The 19,973-nt window shown below is 67.3% G+C and carries 17 protein-coding genes and 2 pseudogenes; 9 read left to right on the top strand and 10 right to left on the bottom strand.

Translation table 11 applies throughout. From position 1 onward, the window contains the following. From A3CE_RS59545 to A3CE_RS50120, 3 genes are all read right to left on the bottom strand, one after another. The coding region (locus A3CE_RS59545) for a winged helix-turn-helix transcriptional regulator (RefSeq protein ID WP_020638860.1) at positions 1–735 on the bottom strand (735 nt) is incomplete at its 3' end. A 342-nt stretch (positions 736–1,077) separates the two neighbouring features. Further along, a complete protein-coding gene (locus A3CE_RS0104445) occupies positions 1,078–1,293 on the bottom strand; it encodes a hypothetical protein (RefSeq protein WP_020638858.1) in 216 nt (71 codons plus the stop codon). 1,348 nt (positions 1,294–2,641) lie between these two features. After that, complete coding sequence (locus A3CE_RS50120; RefSeq protein WP_043790678.1) at positions 2,642–3,805, bottom strand: IS630 family transposase; 1,164 nt, start codon at positions 3,803–3,805, stop codon at positions 2,642–2,644. Positions 3,806–3,877: 72 nt separating this feature from the next. On the opposite strand from A3CE_RS50120, the gene A3CE_RS0104435 reads away from it, so the two are divergent. The 3 genes from A3CE_RS0104435 (at position 3,878) to A3CE_RS56100 (ending at position 6,425) form a co-directional block, all read left to right on the top strand. Next, the gene (locus tag A3CE_RS0104435) at positions 3,878–4,201 is read left to right on the top strand and encodes a hypothetical protein (protein ID WP_043791768.1); all 324 of its coding nucleotides are present in this window, start codon (positions 3,878–3,880) and stop codon (positions 4,199–4,201) included. A gap of 525 nt (positions 4,202–4,726) precedes the next feature. Then, on the top strand, positions 4,727–6,094 hold the full coding sequence (locus A3CE_RS0104430) for a hypothetical protein (RefSeq protein ID WP_020638855.1): 1,368 nt from the start codon (positions 4,727–4,729) through the stop codon (positions 6,092–6,094). Between the two features lie 31 nt (positions 6,095–6,125). After that, positions 6,126–6,425 carry a hypothetical protein gene (locus A3CE_RS56100; protein WP_125591798.1) on the top strand — a complete coding sequence of 100 codons (300 nt, stop codon included), beginning with the start codon at positions 6,126–6,128 and terminating at the stop codon, positions 6,423–6,425. Between the two features lie 414 nt (positions 6,426–6,839). On the opposite strand, the gene A3CE_RS56095 is transcribed toward A3CE_RS56100, so the two are convergent. From A3CE_RS56095 to A3CE_RS56090, 4 genes are all read right to left on the bottom strand, one after another. Next, positions 6,840–7,511 (bottom strand): hypothetical protein, encoded by a 672-nt coding sequence (locus tag A3CE_RS56095; protein ID WP_125591800.1) that lies wholly within the window; start codon positions 7,509–7,511, stop codon positions 6,840–6,842. 125 nt (positions 7,512–7,636) lie between these two features. Then, positions 7,637–10,564, bottom strand: coding sequence for an FxSxx-COOH system tetratricopeptide repeat protein (gene fxsT, locus A3CE_RS0104425; RefSeq protein ID WP_260473766.1), 2,928 nt, complete (start codon positions 10,562–10,564; stop codon positions 7,637–7,639). Positions 10,565–10,668: 104 nt separating this feature from the next. Further along, on the bottom strand, positions 10,669–10,791 hold the full coding sequence (locus A3CE_RS59200; protein WP_260473767.1) for a hypothetical protein: 123 nt from the start codon (positions 10,789–10,791) through the stop codon (positions 10,669–10,671). Continuing rightward, complete coding sequence (locus A3CE_RS56090; RefSeq protein WP_125591806.1) at positions 10,785–12,542, bottom strand: SAV_2336 N-terminal domain-related protein; 1,758 nt, start codon at positions 12,540–12,542, stop codon at positions 10,785–10,787. Before A3CE_RS56090 ends, A3CE_RS59200 begins: the two co-directional genes overlap by 7 nt. Before the next feature lie 134 nt (positions 12,543–12,676). Between A3CE_RS56090 and A3CE_RS58305 the strand changes: the two are divergent. Together A3CE_RS58305 and A3CE_RS56085 are read left to right on the top strand one after the other, a co-directional pair. Then, a pseudogene (locus A3CE_RS58305) lies at positions 12,677–13,140 on the top strand (aKG-HExxH-type peptide beta-hydroxylase). Between the two features lie 153 nt (positions 13,141–13,293). Beyond that, the gene (locus tag A3CE_RS56085; RefSeq protein WP_020638851.1) at positions 13,294–13,677 is read left to right on the top strand and encodes a hypothetical protein; all 384 of its coding nucleotides are present in this window, start codon (positions 13,294–13,296) and stop codon (positions 13,675–13,677) included. A gap of 7 nt (positions 13,678–13,684) precedes the next feature. Here the strand turns inward: A3CE_RS56085 and A3CE_RS0104400 are convergent, their stop codons facing one another. Beyond that, positions 13,685–13,924 carry a hypothetical protein gene (locus A3CE_RS0104400; RefSeq protein WP_020638850.1) on the bottom strand — a complete coding sequence of 80 codons (240 nt, stop codon included), beginning with the start codon at positions 13,922–13,924 and terminating at the stop codon, positions 13,685–13,687. 46 nt (positions 13,925–13,970) lie between these two features. On the opposite strand from A3CE_RS0104400, the pseudogene A3CE_RS54750 reads away from it, so the two are divergent. Next, positions 13,971–14,217, top strand: a pseudogene (locus A3CE_RS54750) (low temperature requirement protein A); the annotation flags it as partial. A gap of 16 nt (positions 14,218–14,233) precedes the next feature. Here the strand turns inward: A3CE_RS54750 and A3CE_RS56080 are convergent. Both A3CE_RS56080 and A3CE_RS50110 read right to left on the bottom strand, forming a co-directional pair. Continuing rightward, on the bottom strand, positions 14,234–14,521 hold the full coding sequence (locus A3CE_RS56080) for a hypothetical protein (RefSeq protein WP_125591808.1): 288 nt from the start codon (positions 14,519–14,521) through the stop codon (positions 14,234–14,236). 518 nt (positions 14,522–15,039) lie between these two features. Further along, positions 15,040–15,561 (bottom strand): DNA cytosine methyltransferase, encoded by a 522-nt coding sequence (locus A3CE_RS50110; RefSeq protein WP_020638846.1) that lies wholly within the window; start codon positions 15,559–15,561, stop codon positions 15,040–15,042. A gap of 727 nt (positions 15,562–16,288) precedes the next feature. Here A3CE_RS50110 and A3CE_RS58300 point away from each other — a divergent pair. The 3 genes from A3CE_RS58300 to A3CE_RS0104360 all read left to right on the top strand — a co-directional run bounded on the left by A3CE_RS58300 (position 16,289) and on the right by A3CE_RS0104360 (position 19,648). Next, positions 16,289–16,423 (top strand): hypothetical protein, encoded by a 135-nt coding sequence (locus tag A3CE_RS58300; RefSeq protein ID WP_281170655.1) that lies wholly within the window; start codon positions 16,289–16,291, stop codon positions 16,421–16,423. 382 nt (positions 16,424–16,805) lie between these two features. Beyond that, positions 16,806–17,156 carry a hypothetical protein gene (locus A3CE_RS50105; protein ID WP_020638843.1) on the top strand — a complete coding sequence of 117 codons (351 nt, stop codon included), beginning with the start codon at positions 16,806–16,808 and terminating at the stop codon, positions 17,154–17,156. A 95-nt stretch (positions 17,157–17,251) separates the two neighbouring features. After that, on the top strand, positions 17,252–19,648 hold the full coding sequence (locus A3CE_RS0104360; protein ID WP_020638842.1) for a CHAT domain-containing protein: 2,397 nt from the start codon (positions 17,252–17,254) through the stop codon (positions 19,646–19,648). Positions 19,649–19,973 lie beyond the last annotated feature (325 nt).

Raw genomic sequence — 19,973 nt, 5'->3', positions numbered from 1 at the left:
CCGTGGGTTGCCGCGGCTGGCGAAGTCCGTTGCCAGCAAAGCGGTTGTGGTGGCGGTGGCGATCTCGGCGCCGCGCCGGAGGTCGCCACCGCTCTCGACCAGGTCGGCCGTCAGCTCGTTGAGACCGCCCGAGATGATCAGCGCCAGGTGTCGCGGCGCGGGGCCGAGTCCTGAGCGGCGGAACTCTTCGTTGTCCGACAGGTCGTGGATGAGGTCGACGAAGGCGTCGTTCGACTTGCGGATCACTTCCTCGGCGACGGCGCCTGGCCGCGATCGGCCGCGTCCAGCCATCATGCGGTCGCCGAAGACCTGTCCGCGGCGGGTGCCGAGGTGAGTCTCGCGCAGTTCGTCCATGAAGGCTTCCCACAGCGGGGGACCGCCGGCGGTGAGCACTTCCGCGCGGGCCGCGTAGGCGTCGGCGACGGGCAGGTGCCGCACTCCCCAGGCGCTGAGCTGCACGAGCACCGGGACGAGGTCGATCGCGTGTTCGGTCAGGCTGTAGGTGACCTTCTGCTTGTGCGACGCGTCCCCGGCCCGGGTGAGCAGCCCGTGTTCGACGAGCGCGGCCAGCCGGTCGGCCAGCACGTTCGACGAGATCCGTTCCGCACCGCCGAGCAGCTCCCGGAAGTGCCGCGCCCCGCCGAAAACGACGTCACGCAGGACGAGCAGCGTCCACCGGTCGCCGAAGATCTCCAGCGACAGGTTGATCGGACACCGCGACCGGGCTTCCTTCACCGCTCTCACCTCGAAACTGGTTGCGTTACGAGAGCAGTAGTACCCCGGAACGACCGGTGCCAAACCCCGCCGAAGCCGTCCAGCCGGCGCAGGACAGAAGAATTCTTGCCGTAACCGCGTGCGCCGGGTTGTGAGGGGAGATCGAGGTGACCGTGAACGTCACGCTCCTGGTGATCGGGTTGGTCTTCGTCGCCACGGCCGTGGTCGGGGGTGGGCTCAAGGCCGTTGGGGCGAGGTCTCGGTGATCTCCGATCCGGTTCACCCGATCGAAACCGATGCGCCGCGAGCCGGTGCCCTTGCTGGCCGTCGGGTAAGGCATCACCGTCGCACCAAGACCGACAGCTACGGGGACCCCGCCAAGGACCTTCTCGACCGGAGACGCCGCAGCAGAACGATCGCGACGATCACTGTCCACGCCATCGACGTGATTCGGCCGATGGGCAGGAAGGCGTTCGCGTAGTAGAACACCAAGGACAGCAAGGAAAGCGTCGCCAGGATCCCGGCGACGTAGCCTTGTACCCGGGCGAGCGGGCGAAGCTGGTGTCGTGGTTCCCGCACCTGCGGTCCCAGCGGGTGATCGGGCCGGGTCCGGGGGCCGTCGCCGGATCGTCGCCGACTGACAGCTGAAAGCCCCGCCCCTCCGGGGAGGGACAGGGCTTCTGACCTGCGAAAACATGTGGTGCGCGATACTGGGATTGAACCAGTGACCTCTTCCGTGTCAGGGAAGTGCGACACATAGCTCGACCAGTCGAAACGTGTACTTACGCAGGTCGCGGGCTGCTGTTCTGCTCCGGAGGGGCGGGCTTGGCGTCGTTGCTTCCGGTTGCCGTCGCCGGGGGATCGCCAGATGGGCGGGCCGCCCCGAAATGCGCGTGCATGTTGGTGGCGCCGAGCTGGCCGTACTGCACGCCGTTGTCAGGACGTCGGCGGGAGTCACGGGATCCTGGTTTGACCAGCTGGCTTCACCCGGTCGGCTCAGCAGCGTGAGGCAAAAGCAGTCTTCCCGGCGGTGGAACTTCGCGAGGTGTGCGCCGCTACCTCCTGACTTGCCGAGCCGGGTCTTCACCTTTGAGGCTGGCAGGCACCGGCAGGGCGGTCCTGGAGCTATGTCGGGCACGCTGACGTGCGATACTCATCTTTGTGAGGATTCGGCCGTCGCGAACGTTCGTGTGCGCTACGTTGATGGCCTCCTCAGCTGGCGCCCAGGTGATGGCGGGTGTGCCTGGCGGGTTGTCGATCTGGCAAGCGTGCTGGTTGCTTGTGACACTCGGGACAGCCAGCATGGGTGTTGCTCTGAGTGCATCTACATCGAGTCAGCCGCCCTCGTTGATTAGACCAAACGGTGGGGATGAGTATAAAAAAACTCTAGCTCGACTACCCCTAGTTAGTTTGTTTGAAGATCGGCGGCTACAGCCCGGTTTCCCTAGTTTCAATGAGTGAATTGTGTAACGCCGCTGGCCGAGTGTGTGCAGCGGTGGTGGACATCCGTTATCAGCGGTCGCCTTGGTTGAGCAGTTGGCGGCGACGGCGCTGACAGGTCGGTATCAGCCCGAAGCGGCTCGTCGTCCGTCGCCGGATGCGCGCGATCGACCCGCTCATCAACGTCGCGCAGCGGCCGGGGATCACCGTTGCCGAACCGCATCCGGAACTGCATGACGTCGACCTGATCACCGGGTGCGTCGACCACGACGGTCCCCGGCACCGGCCCAACCAGGTCGCGGTCGACTCGCGGATGCCCTACCTCGACATCACCGCCGGGGCCGACCGCACCGCCGCGCCCGCGGCTCTCGGTGGCCGTGTCGTGTTCGTCCTGCCGGACGGTCCTTGCCTGTCTTGCCTGACGAGTTGGATCCGGCGGAGGTCGGGCTGGGCTAAGTGGTCGGTTTCGGAAGTTCTTCGTGGGTGGTCATGCCGCGTGTGGGAGTTCGACAGGGACGTCTTGGCGTTCGTGGTCGCTGATCCTGGTCAGCAGGTCGCGCAGGTCCCGGCGGGTGAACTTCCATCGGAAGGGTTTGGCGGTCGCGTTGTAGCGTTTCTCGAACTCGGCGAGTCGTTGCTTGACCTCGTCCAGATCGGTGAAGTCGTTGGGAGACACGACCTTGCGTTGCACCACCGAAAAGAAGATCTCCACCTGATTCAACCACGAGGCGTGGATGGGGGTGTGCACCATGACCGCGTTGGGGAACCGTGCGGCCAGACGATCGATCGCGGCCTGGCCGCGGTGGGAGGACCCGTTGTCCACCACCCAGAACACCCGCTTCGCCGAGGCATACGGCTCGACGGTCATGACCTGCTCGACCAACGCCATGAACGGCACGATCCCCGTCGAGGCCGCGCAGGAGCCGAACACCCGCGCCTGATGCACGTCGTAGGCGGCCAGATACGCCACCGCACCACCCCGCGCGTACTCGTGGTTGACCCGCATCATCCGCGCCCGCCCGGGCGCCAGGGTGGGATGGCAGCGGCAGCGGGCCTGGATCGAGGTCTTCTCATCACTGGAGATCACGAACTCATCCGGCCCCAGCCTCCGGCCGTTCCAGCGGCGTTCGTAGAGGTCCAGCACCCGCCCGGCCTTCGCCGCGAAGTCCGGATCACGCGGAAACAGCCAGGACCGGTACTGCCACGGCTTGATCGCCTCCCGCGCCAGCCACCGCCACACCGTCGCCGCCGACATCGCCTCCGCGATGCCTTGGGTCACCGCCTCCCGGGCCAGTTCCGGGCACGACCACCGCGACAACGCCACCCCCGCACGAGCCGGAAACTGGCAGGCCAGCGCCTTGACCTGCGCGACCTGCACCGCGGTGAACCGCGACGGCCGACCCGACCGGGGAAGATCCACCAGCCCCGCCAACCCCAGTTCCGCGAACCGGCCACGCCAGGTCCGGACCGTGTCCACACTGATCCCCACCGCCGCCGCGATCGCCGTGTTGGACCACCGACGGGCGGCCAGCAACACGATCTGCGCCCGGACCTTGTCCCGATACGGCGTCTTCTGCCCCCGGGAACGCCGGGTCAGCACCCGCCGGATCGCGCCGGTCACTGTCACTGGGCAGGCCTGGACCACGGGCATCGCAACAGGACTCGTTTCATGATCGAGGAGTCAGGGCGGCACCCAGGATGGCGGTGGGGCACGATGTCGGTCATGGCCACCCCACCGGAGTCCACCAAGATCTCTGTCGGGCAACGGTTGCGCGCCCACGCCGCAACCCACTGGCCCCAGGCCGGTGAGCTGCAGTTCCGCTACCGGGGCGCGTTCGTCTACGTCGAGGCACACCTGCCCGACGGGACAGTGCAACCCCTGATCCGGCTCCGCTACGGCGGCTCAGCCCGGCACTGGGGCTTCGGGCTCTACCTGGCCAGCAGCGACCGCTACGAAAACCAGATCCTGCCCACCGGATTCCCCAGCGGCAGCCCCGAAGAAGCCCTCGACTGCGCCTGCCGCCTCTACCTGGACAACCCCTACTGATCCCGGGTCGTCACGACCCCCGAAGAACTTCCGAAACCGACCACTAAGTCCGCCGACCAGCAGGCCCTCGATCGGCAGCACGGCTACGGAACCAGCTCGGCCAACCCGTTTGTGGTCTACCTCAACGGGCTCACCGTCCACGCCGCGCTGGGCGAATTGGCAGCTTGGCTCCGGTTCGAGGCCGTCGGCGACGTGGCTCGACGAGGACCTGGTCGGCAGCACACGCCAGCCGGCACCAAGGTCGGCCCTCGACAGATCGCCGGCCCTAGCGAAGGCTGTATCGACTGCGGTGGAGTTCGACAATCCCGGTCGGCTTGACCGTGGTCGAGCCCGGACGGCGAGATCACCGGCGGACCGGCCGCCGAAACCATGCGGCGGATGGAACCCCACCGGTTGCCCGGTAGGGCTGCGGAGTAACGGTTTCAGGGCTGAACGGGTGCTTGTGACAACCTTGTCCTCTTCGCTATCGACGGCAGGAGTGTTGGCGAGGATCCTGGTTGGATCGCCGAAGGATCGGAGAGTGCGATGCGGTTTCTCCTCGCGCTGATGGCCGTCTTCTTTGTCGGCGCCCTGCTCGTCAAGCTCGTGCAGTCCGTGGTCGCCGGCGTGGTCTACCTCGTCTCCAGGGTGCCGGCTCTGTTGGAGACGATCGCGATCCCGCTCGCGGCTGTCGTGATCTTCGTCTTCGGGGTCTGGATTCTCGTTGTGATTGCGAAGCGCCGAGCGGCCCGACCGTCCGGCCGCTCGGCCCGGCGTGTACGGATGAGCCCGTCTCCCGCCAAGCCGATGCGGGCGGCCAACGAGATCAACTGGACCGGTGCCAACGTCCGTGCGACTGCGCACCTCGACAATCTCCGGCCCGGAACCGCCCAGCGCGACCCCGACCGGGCCGACGGCCAGAGCTGGTCGACGGACCGCCTGCCGCTGCCCAGACCACACCTGCAAGCGGAAGCCCGTGCCGCCGGCGGTCGGACAACACCACCACCGGTTGCCTCACACGGGGCGGGACCGTTCGTGGCGTCCGCGGTGCCGAAGCGTAAACAAGCCGCCCAGGTCGAAAATCCACCGATCGGCGAGATCGGCGATCCCAAGTCATCCCGCCGTGCGGGTGTCACCATCACGATCATCGTCAATGGCCCTGGGCGCCTGACCGGCTCGACGGACGTGCCGATCCGGTTGATTCACTCCGACTCGGTCGACGTCGTCGCTATCGGCGACCATACCAAGGTCGGTTGCGAGACGACCTATGTCGTCAAGCGCATGCACGTGGACATCAAAGAGTTCTGGCGAGACCTGACGCAAGCAGCTCGTGACGCGTTCCTCGACGTGGTGATGAAGCCGCGGGACGGCGCCGCGATCCACCGATTCCAGCGACTTCTCGACGCAGCACCGGAGGGCAACTTCAGGACCGCCGCCGAGTTGCCGGCTGCTGAGGATGTCGAGCTCAACCTGGGCGACTGCGAAATGGTGGTATACGGCGATCATAACCACGTCTCAGCCAACTCCCGGGTGGTCATCGCTCGGGCGACCGTGCCGCTCGATCACCTGCTCAAGACGAGCGACCTGCTGGTACGCCGCTTCGCGGAAGCGGTGACGGATCCGTCGGCCATTTCGGCCTTCAGTCGAGCACTGCACAGGTTTGAGAACCAGCAGCCCTCCGAAAGTTTCCTTGAATTCCAGCTTTCACATGATTCTAACGCGATCATCAGCGACGGCCGAGTCGACGCTGACGATATTCTTGCGTTGCCGATTGGTAGAAGCACGAAGTACACGCAGAATTTCGAACACGAGGTGAGGCGCATGGAGAAGCTGCCATGCTGCGAGCTTCACCGGATTCGGATGGAGTCGGTGGCGACGGAAGAAGTGCGAGCGCCCGGCTTCGGGCTGTTCTGATTCTGAGGATGTGACGACTATGCAAAAATCAGTGAAGAAATTCGTGGTTCTGGTGTCAACGACGGTCGTTTGCGCCGCGCTTGCAGGCTTTTTTCTAACCCAAGGCCTGGACAGTGCTGACAAGTACGCCAGCGTGTTTGCCCTTTTTGCTACGGTTATCCTCGCCGGTGTGTCGTATCGTGCGCGACCAATCACTTCCACGCAGGAACATGTCGGTGAGGCAAGCGGATCGCCGAGTGGTGGTCATAATCATCTTAAGATTAATGCGCGCCACATAGGTCATGTAAGCAATGGAGACAATCAAATAATTAATTACAATAAGCGCGACTGAAGTGTTCCGATGAGTTGCCGGGCCTATTTCGCCACAAGAAAGACGGATCGGGATTCTATTTACTGGGCGAACCTGGCGGTCCCACTGTCGCTTGGCCGCCCGAGTGCCGGGATCTCGCGCTGGGCCGACTGGAGCTGACCGCCCGGCCAACCTCTTGATGGGTGAGGTGATGATCGGCCCGATCCGGGTGTGGCGTCCGATCTCGCGAGGCCGTGGGGGAGACGACTTTTAGTAGGTCATGTGCCGCCACGGTATCTGCGCGATATACGCTTTGCCAGGGTGAGTGATCAAAGCGCAACTGTGAGCCACTCGCGCGAGTTGTCTTCCTGGATACTTTGGTGCGGAGAGCGCTGAAGCACCCGGGAGCGACGGATCCCGCTTTCGCGGAAGCATGGTGGTAGGAGGTTGCAGAAGTCACGGCGGAGCGTCGTAGGCGTCGCCTTCGGCGATCAGTTTGCCAAGACTGTAAGCGTCGAAGCCCGGTACGCTCACCCATGAAGTGTCTTCGAATTCTTTAAAGGCGACTGCTAGTTGTGCGAAGTCTCTGCGCTTTGCCAACTTCGTGTGATTTCCACTGAAGATCGTCCGGTATGTGGTATTAGAAATGATTAGAGCGATACTCATCGAGCTGCCAAGACGCTCTTTGGCGCATCGGAGAGCTAATTTCTTGAACTGTGGAGACTCTAATAGTCGGTTGCATGAAATGTTACTAGGGTATAATCCTGGTTTGGCTGGAAGTGGTCCAACCTCAACGGCTATGCGCAAGCGAAGTTCCGGCTTGTACCATTTATTATGATCGAAAACGAGCTCGGCCAGAATGTAAGCTAGATCGACGACTTGTCCGAGTTGGCGGCTGGAGAAGGCAAAGGACTGCCCATCTCCAGTGTATTGATGTCCCACGGCCGACTCTCGGTCTAGGTCGACGTCGGCCAGTCCAATGCGCACGAGGCGGTCAAGTCTTTCGGGAATCTGTGATAGTAGATGTGGTGCGGTTTGTGCGGACTCGATCACGTCAATTTGTAGCAGGGAGCGAAAATCGGGAACTGCGTTAGCCGGGTTCCGACGCGAAATTCTCCAAAGTCCCATGATCTCTTCCCTATGTCTGCTATTTGTTGCTATTTTTGGAAAGTTTGAAAAGGTTTGGGTCTGTGAGGTTGTATTGAGCTAGTCGTGATTGCTGTCGGGGTGCTCTGGTCTGGATAGCACTTGCTTCATCCGAGACACTGTCGCGTGCGGGAGCAGCTCGGAATAGGTCTTCCAGTTCGCCGAGTTCTCCGGGGCGTTGGGGTCGCGTGCACCAGCAACACGTGCACCGCGTTTCGCATCTCGTCGCGCTCGGCGTCAGTCAGCTGGTTCTTCGGCACCGTCTGCACCAACCGGTGCAGCTGGAGGGTGTTGCTGCGGTGATCCAGTCTCGCGAGGCTGTATCGGCTGATCTCCCGGATCGCGAGGTTGAGCTTGATCGGCTGGCTGAGCGCCTCGCCGAGGGCTTCCGGCACCGGCGCGTTCCGCACCGCCGTGAAGAGGTTGCGCGAAATCGGCTCGGGGCCGAAGAAAGCGCAGACCTGGAGCAGCTGCAGGGCGGCCGGGTGCGAGACCCGGAGCTTCGCCAGCGGGACGTTCCAGGCCGCGGTCACCGAACGCTGGTAGTCGGGGGATTCGAACGCCGTCGTCAGCTCGGCGAGGTTCTGGTCCAGCAGCAGCAGGTACTCGGCCACCGGCATCCCGGTCTGCGCCCGCCACGCCGCCGCCTGCTCCACAGTCAAGGGTAGATCGCCCGGCGCTTCCGCCAGCACGTCCGCGTCGTCGTCGGTGATTGCCCCGCCGGCTTTGCGGAGCAGCTCTTTGCTTCCTTGCCTGGTGGAGAGGTCGACCTCGACCATGTGCGCCACGCCGGACCGGCGTGAGCTGCGAGAAGTGACGACGACGCGCCCAGTGTCACCGGAAATGGTCGGGAAGAACGGGCTCACCAAGTCCGGCCGGTCGGCGCAGTCGAACACCAGCAACCAGCGTGAATTCGGCTCACCTCGTCCCAGTGCTTCGAGTACACCCGGGACCGCCGCGTCCGCCGTGCCTGGCACCTGTGAGCTGTGGCGTTTGGCCAGTTCGGCCAGGCTGCTCGAGATTTGGGGCGGCTGTTCGGCGGGTATCCACCAGATCACATCGCACTCGTTGGCGTGCCGGAAGATGTACTCGACCATCGTCTGCGACTTGCCGACACCGCCCATGGCGTGGAGGGCTTCGGGCGGGACCGCGGTCGCGCCGGCCGCCGGGGCCAAGCGGTTGCGGAGCTGGTCCAGTAGCTCGTCGCGGCCGACGAAGTAGGGGTTGCGCAGCGAGACGGTGCCCCACATCTGAGGCCGCGTCCGCACCGAAATCTGCGAACTCGAGCCAGAAGTGGCTGATGCGGAAGCGGTCACGGCGTTGGCTCCTTCCCGGGGATGGTTGCACACGCGGTATCGAGAGCGTTGGTCGTCGTAACTCTCGCGGCCTCGGTCCTGAATTGATACAGAAGCGGTGTTACGCCTCACATTAGGGGATCCGGCAAGGGCGCCGCCCACCAGCTCACCGTTCCGAGGCGCCAACTCCGCCCGCAGTTTCTTCGCCCGCCGGGCGTACCTTCCGGACAAAGCGCGGAAGACCGCCTCTTGTACACGCAGGTAAGGGGCGTTCTCCGGAGACGCTCCGACCTCTGATGTCGCGTCCGGATCGTCTATGGTGCCCCGGTAGTTCCGCAGGGCGGCGATTCGCGAGCCCGCATACTGCCCCAGAACGCGGGCGACCCGGACCGTTGTATCGCGCCTTTCAACCGACAAGAGTTCCGCGCGGACTCCGTCCCGGAACTCGGACGTCACCTCGGACGGATCAGCGGAGCCGCTGTTCGGGGAAACGCGCTGGAGCAGATCTCTGAGGAGGACCTCCGCCAGCGCCGGCAGTCCCGAACCCGGGAGCAGCACGCGTCGCACCAGCCTGATCAGCGGCAGGTTCAGCGGCGCCGCGGCGAGCAGGCCAGCTAGCTGGAACGCCTGCGCGGACGCGTAAGTGCGGAAGCGGAGCACGCGGGAGCGCGGCGAGAGCTCCTCCGGCGGCGCGGCGGGCCGGCGGGCCGGCCTCTTGCGGTGGTCGCGGTGCGCGAGGACCGCCGTCGTTTCGATCGTGGTCGCCGTCGAGACCAGCTTTGCCCAGTCGCCCAGCCACGCCTGGGACAGGTTCAGGACCGGCACGGCCACCGCGCCCTTGGCGGCGGCCGGCGCGTCGCCGTCGATCCGCCCGCGAGCCCGGACCCGCAGCCGCCGGTTCGGCACCCCGGGCGCGGTCGCGGACAAGCGGAGCCGGCTCGGCGAAAGCCCGTCCCACGTCCAAAGGCGTTGCGGCAGCACGTGCGCGACCGCCACCGGCATCTGCTCGTACCAGCGGGCCAGCATCTCGTGCGCCACGCCGTCGTGCCAGGTGGAGCCGATCGCGTCGGTCAGGACCAGGACGAGCCTGCGCCCGGTGCGATCGGCGAGGTCCCGGGCGCGGTATCGCGCTCCGACCGGCCCTTCCGCGCGCTGCACGGGATCTCCCACCGACGGCTCCGAACTGTCCATCAGGTGCACCCGGATGTCGCGGAACGCTCCCTGCCTGCGGGTCAGCTTCCGGAACTCGGTGACCGTGTTCTGCCAGAGCTCCATCGAGGGAGCGGTGTCCACCACGAGCGACAGCGCGAACTTGTGCCACAGGTCGGGTTGCCACACCGGCAGCCACATCCCGTCGTCGGCCGCTTGGATCGCGGTGGCCTCCTCGTCCACGACTGTCGCCCACGGCGAGGGTGACGCGCGCATGAGCGGCCGCAGCGCCCTGGCGACCCCTCTGGCGTCCGGCAGCGCGGGAGAAATCGACGTGAGCAGCGGAGCGGTAGCCTGACCGTCATCGGCGATCACGCCGGTGGCGTGGAGGAATCCAGGGTCGCCCGGCTCGAAGACCTGCCTGCCCAGCGGAGCCGGCTGCTCGGTCTTGGCTGGGTCAGGTTCCCGGCGCGGCTGGGTCTCTTCCGCTTTCGCGGCCGGCGGCAGATCGCTTTCCGGGGCGGGTGGCTTCGGTTTCGCGGACCCGGCGGCTCCGACTCGGCCGGCGCACCCGGCTCTCCGGCCAGCCATTCCAGACCGAGCTTTTTGGTCAGCCACAGGGCGTCGCGCACTTCCCGCCAGGTCGCCCCTTCCCAAGGAAGGGCGTCCGTCCAGTGGCGGTGTCTCGTCGGCGGTCATTCCGCCTCCAGGGACGACAACGGGTGCCAGATCGCCTCGCGGAGTTCCCTCCACTCGTCGTCGCTCTGGTACGCACCGGACGTCGCGAGCTCGGCGGCGAGGTGAACGGCGTTCAGCAACTGGTCCGAAGCCAGGCCGCCGACCCGTCCGCTGTGCTCGAGGAACCGGTGGATGGGCCCGCGGATGTCCACGCCGTCGGTTTCCCCGACCCGGGCCGCCACCATTTGCCCGAGCTGTTCGGAAGTCGGTGGCCGAATTTCCAGCCGCAGGCACCTTCGCAGAATTCGGTGGCCATCTGGGTCTTGCCGATGCCGCCCATTCCATGCAGGGTGGCCGGAAGCGCCGCCGTGGTGCCGGCGCCCAGGAGCCCACTCAGCTGGGCGAGCAACTCGCCGCGGCCGGTGAAGTTCGGATTGGGCGGGGGGATCACACCCCAGACCGGGGGAACCTCTTCACCCGAACGCCGTACCTGGCGCGAAGTCGACGCTCCTACGCTGGCCACGACGTTTGCCTTGTCGGCGAGTTTTGCTTCGGTCTCGGGAGAGCGTTCTGTCGTCTCCGTGTCCGCCACGTCCGTAGCGGCGGGCTCGCCAGGGTTACCCGACTGCTTGAGTTCCTGCGACATCGTCACCGCCGGGATGCTAGCAGCGCTAGTATCGTTGTTCATAGTAGGGGAACCACGCAAACTGAGTGAACTCGAAGGATTGGCGTTCAGTCTGGCCAAACGATCGGCTCGCGATAAGTATGGACCAGACAACGCACTCATGACATCGCGTTCGAGCGCTATCTCGGCAGCTGATGCCGTCGCGGGTTCCGGGTCCGGGGTCGGGTCCGGCTCGGCCAATGCTGCCTGCAGCCGGGCCAGCGTGGGATTCTGCCCCGTACTGCCGCGACGCCGCCCGGACCGCGTGTGCGTTGTCCGACCTCCGCGCCTCGCTGAGCAGCACTCTTCTGGTCTGGCCTGAGAATTCCCACGGGTGTTCCGGTCCCAAGGCTGCCGATCACCCTCGTGCCGCAGCTGACCACTCGTGAACACCTCCACAAGGTGATCCGGGCCGGACCCCGGCAGCATCTCCGCCTGCACCGCCGACGCGACATCGAGATCCACCGGAACCGCGGCCAGTAGCGTGGCCAGCCGAAACGCCGACGGCGAAGCCTGACTGTGAAAACCCCTCACCCGATCGCTCGAGGTGACCTCATTATCCCGCAAAACCGGGATTTCACTCGATTCGGTTACCGCTCCCGCCGGCCGGTTCCGAATCACCATGACCGAACATTTCCGCGGAACATCCGCCCGGCCGGTGACCACCTCCGCCCACCTGCGGAACCACCGTTCCTCCAGTTTGAGCACCGGCACCGCGACCGAGTCCGCGGTCAGTTCTTCCTGCGTGGCTTCGTCGAGCAGGAAGTCGGTCAACCGGACGAGGTACGAGGCGTTGGGGCGTACCGGCCCCTTGGTCGTGATCTCGGCGTTCCGCACGTCGACGCCGCCGCGGGCCCAGAGCCGGCGGGGCAGCAAGTGCAGCACCGCGACCGGGACCTTGCGCCCCCATCGCGCCAGCAGGGGCTGCACGAGGTCCCGGCGCCAGGCGTCGCTGATGCCATCGGTCAACACGAGCATCGACCGGCGGCCGGAGGAGTCGACCGGCTCGCCGGCACCACGCGCCGGGCTGTCCGGCGTCCCGCCGCGCAACACCGGCCCCAGGACCATGCCCCCCTCGGCCCGGCCGGTCTTCCCCGTCTCCAGCAGCCGCACCTGGACCGAGCGGAAGATCCCGAGCCGCCGCTGGCACAGCGTGACGAACGCCGCGATGGTCGGGTTCCAAAGTGCCATCGACGGCGCCTGCTCGACCACCAGGGTCAGGTACATCGCTGATGCCGTCCGTCAGCACGAGCATCCCCGGCGCCCGGAGGAACCGACGGGCCGGTCGGCGCGCCGCATCTGCCTTTCCGGGGTTCCGCCGGGCAGCAACGGCCCCATGACCGGCCGGCCTCGAATCGCTGGTGCCGGCTCCGGCGGTGACCTTTCGGCTGCCCAATGCGTCGACAGAAGATGCTTTCAGCAGTGCGATCGTGGCCTACAGCGCGGAGCCCGAGCAACTCGCGGCGAAACTCGTGCACGAGTTTCACCACATCCGGCTCGGCGGCGTGCAGCACCTCGCCACCTTGCACGCGACGACAGCCGGGAACGGTTGTACGCACCGTGGAGGGAAGCCCCGCGGCCCATCGACGGTGTGCTACACGGGATCTACGCGTTCTTCGGGGTCGCTGCGTTCTGGCGGGCGTTGTCCGCTGCGGAGCCGGCCCATGAACTGGCAGCCTTCGAGTTCGCGTTGTGGCGTACCGCGGTCTGGCGAACGTTGCGCGCGGTGTACGACGACGAAAGCCTCACTTCCACCGGACGCAGATTCCTCGACGGAATCGCGGCCAAACTGGCACCGTGGCAGAAGGAACCGGTACCCACCTGACCGGCGGCTTGGGCTGCGACAGCCGCGCTCGACCACTACGCGACCTTGCGCCTCCGCCACCTCCGCCCGGATGCGCGGACGGTCTCGATCCTCGCCGACGCCTGGCGCCGCGGGGAGTCATCGCCCAAGCTCGGCCGGTTGCCCGAACCAAGCATGCCGACTCCTGGCCCGGACGGCGGCTGGTTCGACGCCCGGACCGACCTGATCCGGCCGCGGCTGTGCCAGGACCGGAACTCGTTCGCCGTCAACGGCCCGCTGGTCCCCGGGGTGACGAGCGCGGATCTGGCGTTGATGGGAGGTACCCACCAGCTGGCGGCGGACGGCTACCGGGACCTGTTGGCCGTGGCCCCCGACGTCCCGGCGGCGCTGGTCGGTCTCGGGCTGGCCTTGGCCGCGCGTGGCACCTGGCCGGCGGTACGCGCTCTGCTGCACCGTCCGGAGCTGGTCCGGGCAGTGCACCGTGAACTCCGTTCGAGCACCGATTCCATGCCGGCGATCGAGGTCATCGCCTGGGGGTTCGGCCGGTTCATCCACTGATCGAAAGTTACAGCGGCATCGGGTCGCCGTTCGGAGTCATGACGATGATCGGGAAGGCTCGGCACGTGATGCGTCCGAACCGCACCACTGCGGTGCGCTCGGGATCGGCGGTTTGCACCCTGACCTCGGGGTGGCGGGTGCGCACGCGAGCCAGTTCTTCGACCGGGAACTCCCCGTCCTCGAACAGCGACAGTAGATCGTTCGGTAGGTCGGCCTCGGACTTGTCGAGTTCGTCGATGAGCAGCATCCGGGGCAGCCGGGGTGAGCAGGAACGCGGTGCCCAGCGGGCCGAGCTGCAGCGTGTGCTGCTCAAGATGTTCGTCGGGCTCCTGCCGAGCGTCGCGCTGCTCGATGTGGCCGCGTCGCTGAGCAGGCCCTGGCAGCTGGGGGCTATGGGTCGTCGCGCTGCTCGTCGACTATCTGAACGTCTACCTCGCCGGGCCGGACGGGTGGCGGCCTAACTCTGCCGCGCACTTCGCCGAGCGGTTCGGGCTCATCGTGATCATCGCGCTCGGTGAGTCGATCGTCGCGTCGTCGGTTTTCCAGTCGCCCACGGCTATTCCTGCCCGTCGGCGCGGCGGTAGAGCGCGACGATGGCTTTGGCGGCTTCCGCGGTGGCATCCACGACTTCGGCGCCGTGTTTCTGCCTGGCGGCGATTTCGTCGGTGAAACGCGCGTAGGTCACCTGAAAATCGTTGACGGCACCGAAGGAGCCGGGCCCGGCGAGACCTTCATGTGCGTTCAACACCGGGAGTTGAGCTGCCATGATGTCCCGTAACGCAGGAAGAGCGCTGTCACCGACGCGTTGCAACTCTTCGAGCGCCACCTTGAAGCCATTCCCCACGGGGCCTCCCCACCCTCGTACAGGCATGTCAACTCACCATAGCTGATCGATTACACACCGCAAGTGACGTGCGTCACCTGTATAGGTGCCCGGTCGTGGCGCTGAACCGATTCAAACCAGATTGAGATGCAGATCGGAGCGTGATGTCGGCGTCGATTCGGCCGACTCGTTCAATGCTTGGCGGTCGGCATTCGGCGCGCGAACGTGAGACTGCATGGCCTTCCGTCGGCGGCGGTGATTGAGGCTGTGCGCCGCCGACGGGACGACAGCGATGATCTCTCCCAGTGATCTGCCGGCCATGATGGTCGGGTCAGGCGGCTGTTTTGCGCGTGCGTGGTGGTCGCGCCCGTGAGGGAGGCGCCCGCGATGGCGGTGCTCGCGCTCGTCGGGGCCTTTATGTTCGGGGTGCTCGCGCTCGAATTGAAGGACCCGAAGATGCTGGAGGAGGTGAGGCCGGGCTCGTAGCCGTGGGAACGCGAAAGTCCCCACCTCTCGGCGGAGACAGGGCCTTCCGGTACTCACGAGGCGACGGCGGACAGGACGGAGCGGGCCAGGATCGGAGGGATCGCGTTGCCGATCTGTTGGAACGCCTTGGTCCGGTCGCCCTGCCAGGTGTAGTCCGCGGGGAAGGTCTGGAGGGCGGCGGCCTCCTCGACGGTGACGCGGACCAGCTCCGAGTCGACCTTGCCGTCCTGGGGCCAGCGGAGCCAGCTCCGGGCCTTTTCGGTGACGGTGAAGCTCGGCTGGTCGGTGCCGCGGAGGTCGCGGGCGCGATACTCGGTGCCGTTGATTGTGTTGGCCCGGCCGCCGGGGTCGACGAGTCGCGGGAAGCCGACGAGCCCGGCTGGCCAGCCGAGCGCCTCGGCCATCGAGACCCAGGGCAGGACGGCTGGGTCGCGGTCGGCCTGTATAACGCCCTTCACGAGGGGAGGGGGGGTCGGCGTCGAGAGCGCGGCCGTGCCGGAGCGCTTCGCCACGAGGATCGCGGGAGCGGGTCTGGGGCCGCCGAACTCCTCGGCGGAGAGGAGCCCGGTGTCCACGGACTAGCCCTCGCGGCGGAGCACGTCGGCGACGGCCTCCTAGCCGGGAGCACGGTGACCACCTTGTCGAAGGCGATCCACTCCGCCGGGGCGCCGAGGTCGAGGAAGGCGAGTCGACCATGTGGGCCACAGTGCCGCGCAGTAGCTGACCGACTGGAAGGCCGATTCGGAGGACACCGCGGCGTCCCCGGCGAAGCCAAGCGCGGTGTCCGAAGCACCTAGACGTTGAGACGCTCTTGCAGAGCTTCGTGCGTGCCTGCCTCGAGGACTTGTGTCGGCGCGGCCGGCCTTCCGCGCATGACCGAGGGGGTGTCCCTAATGACTACTGAACGAGCTGCTAAGGATGCCTCCCGGCGGTCGCATAGGTCTTGATCCGCGGGGGCCTTCGTGCTGCTCGTTCGGGCGGGTGGGGCCGGACGTGCTCGGTGGACGCCTCGGGTGTCCCTGGGCTTGCGAACCCTCCTGATAGAGCGGCGCGACCGGCGTGTCCGCGTCCCACCCGTCACCTGATCGGGCAGTTTCGTTGTCCGAGCCCGTTCGCGCGGAGGACACCTCAGTGGCCGGGGACCGCCCGAGTTCTCCGTCGAGACCGGTGCCCGCGCGGATCGCTGGGATCGCGAACGGCTCAATCGGAGGTCAGGCCGCAGAGCCTCGTCATTAGGGCGCCGCGCGTTCTCGTCAGGGTCTCTGACCAGCACAAACAGCTAGCCGAGGGGAAAGTTTAGGAGTGAAGGTGTTCTGCGGGATCGACTGGGCCGAGGACCACCACGACGTCGCCTTGGTCGACGCCGAGGGTGCCCTGGTGGCCAAGCGCAGGCCGTCGGGTACCACCTGTGAGTACGGTTTGGACGTAACGCCGTGAGAGGCGAGCGTGCGGCGTGACTGTGCAAGTCGATACAATGTCCGGTTGATCACAGTCCGGCGACTCCTTCCCCGGCGACGTAACACGCAGAGTGGTCGAGGCGACCTCCCACTGCACTGAAAGTCGCCGAGAGGCCAGCCATGACCCGTGCCGATGCCGTACCTGGAGCACTTGCGAAAGTGTCGTTTCGCAAGCGGCGGCCCTTTGCTGCCGACCGTCCGACCCGCGGCCGGTGCCTGGCCAAGCTGCGGCAGCTGCTGGAGACCGTCGGCCGGGACGACGAACGGTGGCTGTCATGAGGGCTTCCGACGAGGCGGTCCTGCGGCGGATCCGCGAGCTGTGAGAGGAAGCCGACCCACCGCCGCCGCTGCTGGCGGACTGGGTGTTGTTCGCGCTGGAGCCTGCCGATCCGGACATCGAGGTCCTGAAGGCGTGCGGGTACCGGGAGCCGGCGGTCGCCCGCGGCGATGAACGCACCCGCTCGATCACGTTCGAAGGCGCGAGCCGGACGGTCGTGCTGACCGTGACGCCCACGTCCGGCGGCCTGGTCCGGGTCGACGGCTGGCTCACCCCGCCCGCCGCGCTGCCGGTCGAGCTGCGCACCCCGGACGGTCCGGTGGCCACCAGCTCCGACGAACGGGGGAGGTTCGCGTTCGACCAAGTCGGACGCGGCACGGTGCAACTGGTCGTCCGGGACAACGGCACCACGCTGACCCCTTCGATCGTCGTGTGACGGCTGCCGATGGCCGGATCAGGCGGAGAGGCCCGCGCCCTGCACGAGCGTGGGGTCGCGGCCATCGGCGGGGCCGTCCGCAGGACGGCGCCCGGTTGCTCCGCGCGGCGCTGCGCGCGATCGACGAAACCGACTCGCTGCGGCCGCGGGTGCTGATCAGCCTGGCTGCGGCCGAAGTCCAGCTCGGTCACCGCGACGCCGGGTTCGCCCTGCTTGACCAGGCGGAGGCACTGGCCGAACCCACGGACGTCGGCATCCTGCTCCAGCAGCGCGGGTTGCTGCTGATGCTCGTCGGCCACCTGGACGAGGCCCTGCGGTGCATGGACGCGGCCGAGCCGCTGGTCGAGGCAGTCGGCGAGCCGTTCCGGATCGCCCGCGGCCTGCTCAACCGGGCCATGCTGCACGACCTCGCCGGCCGCATCCGGGCCGCGCTGGCCGATCTCGACCACTGCGAGCGCATCGCCGAGGCGGAGCGGCTGCCGCTGCTGCTGGCGAAGGCGCACCTCAATCGGGGGCACTGCGAGACGTTGATCGGGGACATCCCGGCGGCGCTGCGCGCGTTCGACGCCGCCAGACCCGGGTTCGCCGAGCACGCCCCCGGCCTCCTGCCGGTGCTCGGCGTCGACAAGGCGCGGGCGCTGCTCGCCGCCGGTCTCGCCGACGAGGCGGCGACGGAGCTCGATTCCGCGCTGGCGCTGCTGGCGAAGTCACGGACCACGCACGAGCGCGCGGAGGCCGAGCTCACTCGGGCCCAGACGGCGATCGCGCAACGACGGCCCGCCCTCGCCAGAGCCTGGGCGAAGCGAGCTGAACAACGCTTCCGGCGCCGGGGCAACGAAACCTGGGCTGCGGTCGCCGCCTTGACCGTGCTCGCCGCCGACTTCGAGGCCGGCCGCCGCGGCGTGGCGGATCGAGCGGCGGGGCTCGCCGAGAGACTGGCCAAGCTCGGGCTGCGGACCGACGCGCGGCTCGCCGGGCTCCTCGCGGCACGTGCCTGTGTCGCGGCAGGCCGGTTCGACGACGCCCGTCGTCACCTCTCGATGCGGCCGATCTCCCGGCCGTCACTGGACATCGTGCTCTCGCGCTGCCTGACGCTGGCGGAGCTCGCGGCCGGGCAGAACGACACCGGCGGGGTCTTCACCCAGGCCAGGGCCGGGCTCTCGGCGTTGCACCGGCACCGGGCCCGGTTCGGGAGCGTGGACCTCCAGACCGGCAGTGCCGCACTGGGCGAAGCCCTTGCCGGGCTGGGACTGTCCACGGCGGTGCGGTCCGGCCGTCCGTCGACGACGTTCGCCTGGCTCGAGCGATCGCGGGCGCAGGCGTTCCGGCTGCGGCCGGTGCATCCGCCGTCCGACGAGGAAACCCTCGACGCGGTCGCCGAACTGCGCAAACGGGCTTCGCTGGCCCGCACGGCCGAGCTGGCCGGCCACCCGGACCTGGCGACGGAACGCCGGTGTGCCGAGCTGGAACGGACGATCCGCGCGCACGGCTGGGCGGCAGACGGCACCGGCGAACACGATGAGCAGCCGGCGTTTCGTGAATTCGCCGAAGAACTCGACGCGGCCGGGAGCTGCCTGGTGAGCTTTCTCGTCGACCGGGAAGACCTGGTCGCGCTCACGATCGCCGGCGGCCGGTCCGGGCTCACGCGGCTCGGGTCGTTCGCGACGGTCACCGAGGCGGCCACCCGGTTGCGCAGCGACCTGGACACGTTGTGCGGGAGGCAGCTCCCGGTGCGCGTCGCCGAGGTCATCACCGCGTCGCTGCGGTACGACGCCACCACGCTGTCCGACCAGGTCGTCGCTCCGCTGGCCGCGGTCCTCGCCGACCGGGACCTCGTCGTGCCGACCGGGCCGCTGTCGGCCGTGCCCTGGGGGCTGCTGCCGCGGCTGCGCGGACGCCCGGTCACCGTGGCACCGTCGGCCACCACCTGGCTGCGCGGCAGACGACGGCCACCGCGGCCGCCGAGCGGACCGCTGCTGGTGGCCGGGCCGAACCTTGCACACGCCGATGGGGAAGTGCACGCGATCGCCGGGACCTTGCCGGGCAGCACCGCGCTCACCGGGCCGGCCGCGTCCGTGGCCGCCACGCTGAACGCGCTGGACGGCGCCGGTATCGCGCACCTCGCCGCGCACGGCCACCACGAACAGGCCAACATGCTGTTCTCCCGGCTCGATCTGGCCGACGGCCCCTTGATGGCCTACGACATCCACCAGCTCACCACCCCGCCCGAGCACGTCGTGCTCTCGGCCTGCGACGTTGGCCGCGCGATCGTCCGAGCGGGCGACGAGATGCTCGGGTTCACCGCGGCGCTGCTCTACGGCGGGACCAAGACCGTGATCGCCGGAGTGGCCCGCGTGCCCGACGACGCGGTCGTCGACGTCATGGTCCGCTACCACCGGATCCACTCTCGGGGCACGCCACCGGCCAAGGCGCTGGCGGAGGCGGCCACGGGCGAGCCGTTCATCCCGCTGGTCTGTTTCGGGAGCGGCTGACGTTCTCGGTACCGGCGTCCGGTATCTCGGCCCGGTTTCCGCACCCTCAGGAGCTGGCCACGCTCGGAAACGGGCACCGGCCACCTCGGCGTCCGCCGTGGACGCATTGCTGCAGTCGAGCTCTGCTCGGCAACACGCAAGGTATTACGTGCACGCGCTGGCCGGCTCGGGAGGCCGGAGCACTCAAGAACAAGGTAATTACCAACCACTGGCTGACCCTGGTCTGGTTTCACGAATTGTCAGCGAATGTAGCGATGATCGGTCTGCCCGCGACTGTACATGAAGACCCGACCGTGTTGAGGAGGGTCCTGGCAACGAGGAGCTG

The sequence above is a fragment of the Amycolatopsis balhimycina FH 1894 genome, assembly GCF_000384295.1.
GTDB classification, from domain to species: domain Bacteria; phylum Actinomycetota; class Actinomycetes; order Mycobacteriales; family Pseudonocardiaceae; genus Amycolatopsis; species Amycolatopsis balhimycina.
This window is presented reverse-complemented; position numbering and strand designations above follow the sequence as displayed.

Coding starts and splice junctions, on each gene's coding strand:
- A3CE_RS50120 (WP_043790678.1), bottom strand. CDS start 3,805: ATGCCCGTGGTCCAGGCCTGCCCAGTGACAGTGACCGGCGCGATCCGG.
- A3CE_RS0104435 (WP_043791768.1), top strand. CDS start 3,878: ATGGCCACCCCACCGGAGTCCACCAAGATCTCTGTCGGGCAACGGTTG.
- A3CE_RS0104430 (WP_020638855.1), top strand. CDS start 4,727: ATGCGGTTTCTCCTCGCGCTGATGGCCGTCTTCTTTGTCGGCGCCCTG.
- A3CE_RS56095 (WP_125591800.1), bottom strand. CDS start 7,511: ATGGGACTTTGGAGAATTTCGCGTCGGAACCCGGCTAACGCAGTTCCC.
- fxsT (WP_260473766.1), bottom strand. CDS start 10,564: ATGGCTGGCCGGAGAGCCGGGTGCGCCGGCCGAGTCGGAGCCGCCGGG.
- A3CE_RS56090 (WP_125591806.1), bottom strand. CDS start 12,542: ATGTACCTGACCCTGGTGGTCGAGCAGGCGCCGTCGATGGCACTTTGG.
- A3CE_RS56085 (WP_020638851.1), top strand. CDS start 13,294: ATGCCGACTCCTGGCCCGGACGGCGGCTGGTTCGACGCCCGGACCGAC.
- A3CE_RS0104400 (WP_020638850.1), bottom strand. CDS start 13,924: ATGCTGCTCATCGACGAACTCGACAAGTCCGAGGCCGACCTACCGAAC.